Source organism: Streptomyces ipomoeae 91-03, assembly GCF_000317595.1.
Lineage (GTDB): Bacteria > Actinomycetota > Actinomycetes > Streptomycetales > Streptomycetaceae > Streptomyces > Streptomyces ipomoeae.
The window spans coordinates 1-5,055 of the sequence record NZ_AEJC01000294.1 but is presented as its reverse complement, the minus strand read 5'-3'; the positions used below and the strand labels follow the sequence as shown (position 1 = coordinate 5,055).

Below are 5,055 nucleotides of genomic sequence, written 5' to 3'. Positions count from 1 at the left end.
CGCGGCGCTGGGTAGTGAGCGCAGTCGGGCGTGGTGGCTTCACGCCCGCAGGAATGCCTGGGACTACGAGACCCGTCCCGAGCACTCCGAGGCGATGCTCACCCTCGCCGCCATCACTCTTATGACCCGTCGCCTCACCCGGCAGGCCACCTACCCGACCGCAGCAACACCGCGGCCGACGACAACAGTTCAGGCGGCGTGACCACTCATCTTTCGGCTTTGGCCAGAGCCGTCTGTCCGCCATGGAGTAGAAGGAATAGCGGGCCGCGGAAATGCCTCACATAGAAGATGAGCCGGGCACTCTTGAAGTTCGCGCGAGGGGCCCCGGCTCCCTCGCGCTAAGCCCTAGCAGACGCGAGTCGCCGCGAGAGCATAGGCGTTGTCGTTTTGCGAGATACGCTCGTCGGGACTCCCGCCCTGCGCCGCAGTGTCGAGCCGTCGTAGCTGATCGGGGTGGTTAAGCAAGTAGCGCGCGGCATTCCGAGAACCATCTGACGGATGGGTGCCGTTTTGTTGCGTTCCGTTGGCAACGGCCCTCAGGTCGTTGTACGAGACGAGACCGTCGCGCGCGCCCCCGTGGGCAGCATTGTCGAAGGTGTTGAAATCCCGCTGGAGCTGAAATATTGACGCGGTGCAATTCGCATCTGCCGCCGCAGCATTTGTCGAGCTCACGCCGACCAATGCACCCGATGCAGCAACAACTGCAGCCACACTGGCGGCCTTCTTGACTATCTTCCGCACAGCTCTTTTCCCTTCTGTTCTTGCTTCTTCTTCCCTTTCGGACTGTAGGAGAAGGGAAAGCGCAAGGAAGTTCCCTTCGGATGTGTGATGTAAGTCACAGGTGGGGCCTGAAATTCGAAGACGGTGTTCCTGTCGGCCGCACTTCGGCCATCCTTGCTGATCTTGCGTTACTTTCACACACTTGAGCCCATTCGACAGCAGATGCGCGGTTCTCATGTTCAAAGACGGGTTCTGAGCGGGCAGGTGGGCATGGGGCAGGCGGCGGAACTCCTCAGCCGGGAGCGGCGGGCCAGCAAGCATGCCGCGGTCGCCGTACGGGAACCGCTCACCCGGGTCGTCGCCGCGACGGCCACGCTGATGCGCTACCCGGACCCGGCCGTCGCCGCCGTCACCGAGCAGCTGCTGGGCGCCTATGGCGACGTTGAGAACGAGGCGCGTCTGGAGGCGTTCGGGCAGGCCGTCTGTACGGCTACTGCACCGCGACTGTCCTGGTGGGCGCGGCACCGCGCGTCACGGGCTGCGTCGTAGGATGCGGAAGCTCCCCCTGTCCCCGGCAGCTGGAATGCCGGGGACAGGGCGCTTGCGTGCGACGTCTAAGGGCTGTCCCGTAAATGATCTACGGCATGCTGGTTGACCTGCTCGTTTCCCGTCACTCGGCGAGGGTGAGGTTGTGCAGGCGGGCGATACCGAGCATGGCGTGGTGGACGCCGTCGCCTTTCAGGCGGCAGTCGCGCAGGATCTTCCAGCTCTTCATCCGGGCGAATACGTGCTCGACGCGGGCGCGGACCTTGCGGTGGGAGGCGTTGTGCTCTTCCTGCCAGGCCGGGAGTTCGGCCTGGCCGCGTTCGCGGCGGTGCGGGATGACCAGGCCGGTGCCCCGGTAGCCGCCGTCCGCGATCACGGTCGTCTTTCCGACGGCGTCCTTTGCGCCGGACAGTTCCCACGCCTTGCAATCGTCGCGGTTGCCCGGCAGTGGCCGGCCGACGGCGACGACGAGCCGGGTGTCGGCGTCGATGACGACCTGGTGGTTGGTGGAGTACCGGTAGTTCTTCGACTGCTCGGCGATGCTGTGGTCGCGGGTCGGCACCAGGGTTCCGTCCGCGATCAGCACGGTGTCCTTGCGGAACCGTTTGCGCTGCTGGAGCGCGAGCGACGGCCCGAGGCGGTCGACAATGCGGTCGGCCGCCGACTTCGATACCCCGAACAACAGGGCGAGCTGGCGCAGGGTGAGGTTCGTGCGCCAGTACGCGGCGACCAGCAGGACCCGGTCCTCCAGCGGCAGGCTCCAGGGCCGGCCCTTACGGACCGGATCCGCGCCCTCCCGCCGCAAGGCGGTGATCAGCTTGCTGAACTGACGCGGACTCAGCCCGGTGAACGGGGCTATCCAAGACGGCTCCGACGCCGTGATCACACCAGCCACACCAAGATCATCTCACCCGTGACCAGCAGTTACGGGACAACCCTTAGCCTGCGCGTTTCACTTGCAGCCGTGTCCGGATCATGAGCGGGAACGCGAAAGTGCCTTCTGAACTGGGACGATAGAGCTTGTCGGCGCTGTCACGTTGGTTGGCCGGGTGGGATGATCTTCTGGTTGATCAGCCTGGGAAGGGTCGTTCGTGGGGGTCGTGTCGCTGTCGTACAAGGGGCACCGGTACCCGGTCGAGGTCATCTCCCACTGTGTGTGGCTGTATCACCGCTTCCCGCTGTCGTTCCGCGAGGTCGAGGAGCTGATGCTCGAGCGCGGGATCGTCGTCTCCTACGAGACGGTGCGCCGCTGGTGCGCCAGGTTCGGGCAGCGGTACACGAGCGCGCTGCGCCGCCGGCAGCCCCGGCCTGATGGCACATGGCACCTGGACGAGGTCTTCACCAAGATCCACGGGGAACGGAAGTACCTGTGGCGGGCCGTCGACCAGGACGGCAACGTCCTGGACGTCCTGGTGCAGAACCGCCGGGACAAGGCCGCCGCCAGGCGTTTCTTACGCCGCCTGATGAAGAAGACCCGCACGGTGCCGCGGGCGATCATCACCGACAGGCTCCACTCCTACGGCGCCGCCCACCACGAGGTCATGCCCTCCGTCGAGCACCGGCAGTCGAAGTACCTCAACAACCGGGCCGAGAACAGCCACCAGCCCACCAGACAGCACGAACGGGCGATGAAGGGCTTCCGCTCAGTGGGCGGAGCACAGCGGTTCCTGTCCGCGTTCAGCGGCATCTCACCCCACTTCCGGCCCCGCCGACACCTGATGACCGCTGCCGCCCACCAAGCCGAGATGAGCATCCGCTTCGCAATCCGGAAGCAGATCACCGGCGTCGCCAGCCTGCCCACCGCGCCGTGAGCACACAGCCGGAACCCGACTCCACCACGCCCCGGCACACCGTCAGACACCCCCACACCCAACGACGTGACAACGCCCGGGTGGCTGATGATCAGAGCAGCGAGCTCGAGTTCCCGTGCGCGCAAACGGTCGATGCGCTCTTGGTCGGCGGAATCCCAGCCGGGGGACTCTGGACGGGAGGAGGCACGCCAGTAACTCTCGTGGGTCGTCCACGCGGCCAGGGGCACGACGGACCAGGGCTGCCTCTTGAGCAGGGACTTCAGTTCGCCTCGCACCTCATCAGGCTCAGCCTGGGCATTGATGAGGTCGTTTGGGAAGGCGTACGTCTTCTCGTCGTTCTTCTGTGCCAGGCCGTTACGGTACTGCCGTTCGAATGGCTCGCCGCGCCGACAGGCGCACCGCGTGACCGCCTGGCGCCGGGCGGCCCGGCCTACCCAGCGTGAGGGCCGTGAAGACACGGTCAGGCACTGTCGTCTTCCCGGGCAGCCAGAAGGGGAACCACGTCAGCGTCTGCATGAACACGCTGGGCGTACTCGATGCTGTGGGTCTGGTCGGACGCGTAGTCCAGTCGTTCTCGCTGCTTCCGCAGCCGTTCCTCACAGGAATCGATGATCGCTCCCCAGGTGATGATGCGGATGGTCACCCGGCCGTCGTCCTTGACGTATCCGCGGGGGTACTGCCACTGGACCACGTCAGAGATGGAGTTGTCGACCAGCCAGAACTCCCAACGGGTTTCCTCATCATGGCGGTAGCGCTCGTCGGTAGTGACGGCGTAGGCGTAGCTGTTGATCTGGGCGACTTCCGCCTCGGAAAGTTCCGTGCTCGGTCGCTTGAGTTCGACCACCAGATGCTGCTTGGTACGGCCGGCACCTGACACGCACGAAAGTAAAAGGTCGAGTCGCCCGCTGGTTGCGCTGTGCAACTGGACTCGCTGCTGGGGCACAGTCCTGTCCTCCAGGCGGGGGGGTGCCGGTTGAGTGCCTTCGTCAGTCCGATCTCCGACACGGTGTGGCTGTACTCATCGCCGAAGATCCACAGCTCTTTCTCCAGCATGCGGTGCAACTGGTCCTTCTCACGCAGCGTGTACCGGGACTCGAACTCGAACAGCAGCTCACGCAACGTGTTCAGCGCATCAATGCGGTCGGCCGTTTCCGCGTTGGCGGCAATGAGATTCGACAGCGGGGTGCGATCGACCAGGTCCTCCAGCCGCTCTTTCTGAGGTCCCGACAGGCCGAACAGCTCATCGAGCACCTTGGGCATCGCTGCGGGCTGGCGCCGCAGCGCCTCGCGGAGCAACACCATCTGCGTACGACGCGCCGACTTCGGCCCCTTCAACTGGCGGTTGACGAGGCTGGCCACCTCATTGAACGTGTCCCGCTCGGCCACCTCTACCGGGCCGCCCGGCTCTCCGCTGTAGGGGTAGATGCCCTCGTCGATCCATTGCTGTACCAGCTTGCGCGTTCGTTCCCGCTCCTGATCTCGGAAATAGGCGCGCAGCCGGGTGCGCGCGGCCTTCACTGTGCTGCCGAGCAGGGAGTCCGCATGCTCGAACTCGCCTCCCAGCAGGTCGTGGTCGGTCAGGTTCGCGAACTTGTCCCACATCACGTACGCCGTGAAGTCGAAGTCGGGTGCCTGGATCTGCGCGAGCAGTGTCACACGGTGCACACCCAGGGCTTCGGCGTAGTCGGGTGGTGTCCGATTTGTGTTCAAGTGAGGCCGACTTCGACAGGATCAAGACGGTTCGCGCAACCTCGCCATGCCATGAGAGGCGGCGACGTCCTGCCACCGTGCGAAACTGCCGCCCACCCTTCATCTCACCTCTTGCTTGACCTATCGAAACTCGATAGATTCCCATCGCAATTCGATGGAAGGATGGGGCATGGGAAAGCTGACCGTGCGTGCGCTGCGCGCCGTACTCGTGGTGGTGCTCGCCGGCACCGTTTTCGTGCAGGCATTGATGGTGTGGACATTGGTCAGC

General features: G+C 64.8%; 6 protein-coding genes and 2 pseudogenes. 4 read left to right on the top strand and 4 right to left on the bottom strand.

The features are described from left to right. Positions 1–202, top strand: a pseudogene (locus STRIP9103_RS51615) (hypothetical protein); the annotation flags it as partial. Positions 203–345: 143 nt separating this feature from the next. On the opposite strand, the gene STRIP9103_RS49995 reads toward STRIP9103_RS51615, so the two are convergent. After that, complete coding sequence (locus STRIP9103_RS49995) at positions 346–741, bottom strand: hypothetical protein (RefSeq protein WP_141595303.1); 396 nt, start codon at positions 739–741, stop codon at positions 346–348. Positions 742–990: 249 nt separating this feature from the next. Between STRIP9103_RS49995 and STRIP9103_RS19570 the strand changes: the two genes are divergently transcribed. Further along, positions 991–1,269 (top strand): hypothetical protein, encoded by a 279-nt coding sequence (locus tag STRIP9103_RS19570; protein ID WP_141585688.1) that lies wholly within the window; start codon positions 991–993, stop codon positions 1,267–1,269. Between the two features lie 121 nt (positions 1,270–1,390). On the opposite strand, the gene STRIP9103_RS19565 is transcribed toward STRIP9103_RS19570, so the two are convergent. Beyond that, positions 1,391–2,161 carry an IS5/IS1182 family transposase gene (locus STRIP9103_RS19565; protein ID WP_009307918.1) on the bottom strand — a complete coding sequence of 257 codons (771 nt, stop codon included), beginning with the start codon at positions 2,159–2,161 and terminating at the stop codon, positions 1,391–1,393. A gap of 196 nt (positions 2,162–2,357) precedes the next feature. Here STRIP9103_RS19565 and STRIP9103_RS19560 point away from each other — a divergent pair, with 196 nt between their 5' ends. After that, the gene (locus tag STRIP9103_RS19560) at positions 2,358–3,077 is read left to right on the top strand and encodes an IS6 family transposase (RefSeq protein WP_009315204.1); all 720 of its coding nucleotides are present in this window, start codon (positions 2,358–2,360) and stop codon (positions 3,075–3,077) included. Between the two features lie 460 nt (positions 3,078–3,537). Here STRIP9103_RS19560 and STRIP9103_RS51610 read toward each other — a convergent pair whose 3' ends face one another. Continuing rightward, positions 3,538–3,720, bottom strand: a complete 183-nt coding sequence (locus STRIP9103_RS51610; RefSeq protein ID WP_009315205.1) for a hypothetical protein — start codon at positions 3,718–3,720, stop codon at positions 3,538–3,540. Continuing rightward, the gene (locus tag STRIP9103_RS19555; protein ID WP_009315206.1) at positions 3,717–4,733 is read right to left on the bottom strand and encodes a hypothetical protein; all 1,017 of its coding nucleotides are present in this window, start codon (positions 4,731–4,733) and stop codon (positions 3,717–3,719) included. The genes STRIP9103_RS51610 and STRIP9103_RS19555 overlap by 4 nt, the downstream gene beginning before the upstream one ends. Before the next feature lie 223 nt (positions 4,734–4,956). Here STRIP9103_RS19555 and STRIP9103_RS19550 point away from each other — a divergent pair. Beyond that, positions 4,957–5,055 (top strand): annotated as a pseudogene (locus STRIP9103_RS19550) (DUF2975 domain-containing protein); the annotation flags it as partial.

Coding starts and splice junctions, on each gene's coding strand:
- STRIP9103_RS19570 (WP_141585688.1), top strand. CDS start 991: ATGGGGCAGGCGGCGGAACTCCTCAGCCGGGAGCGGCGGGCCAGCAAG.